1 protein-coding gene is annotated in these 432 nt (G+C 32.9%); it reads right to left on the bottom strand.

From position 1 onward, the window contains the following. Nucleotides 1-164 (bottom strand): transposase (locus BMG01_RS10820; protein ID WP_084939557.1); only part of this gene is annotated, 164 nt, incomplete at its 3' end. Nucleotides 165-432 lie beyond the last annotated feature (268 nt).

Here is a 432-nt window from a genome sequence, read left to right as displayed (position 1 = left end):
GTCTTTGACTGACCCTTGATCATGATTGGGGTAGCTTGTTTAACCCAAATAGCAATAGAATCTTTTGATGGTCCAAATTCTTCTGCTAATGATTTGAGTGAACGGCCTTCTTGGTGAAGTTTAACCACTGAATCTTTGAAATCTTGTGAATAACGAATTGACATAAAAATACTCCTATACTTTCATTTTACGGACTGAATAAAAATAGTCCATTTTTCTACCAGAAGTCAAGTGTTTCAAGGTTTTTGACTTCTTTTATTTTGAAATTTTGTTAACAATTAGCACTACTTAAATAAACCGCTGTGTTCACATCGATTTTAAAAAATGTTAGGCTTATAAATGTAGAATACTAGTGCTTTGATACAGCTTTGTAATCATACAGTTGATGATTAATGACTAGATAATGCATGGTTCTCAGTAATCGCGACATGG

Source organism: Leuconostoc sp. BM2, from assembly GCF_002095565.1.
GTDB classification, from domain to species: domain Bacteria; phylum Bacillota; class Bacilli; order Lactobacillales; family Lactobacillaceae; genus Leuconostoc; species Leuconostoc falkenbergense.
The sequence above is the reverse complement of the archived record's forward strand: the minus strand, read 5'-3'. Positions and strand labels throughout refer to the sequence as shown.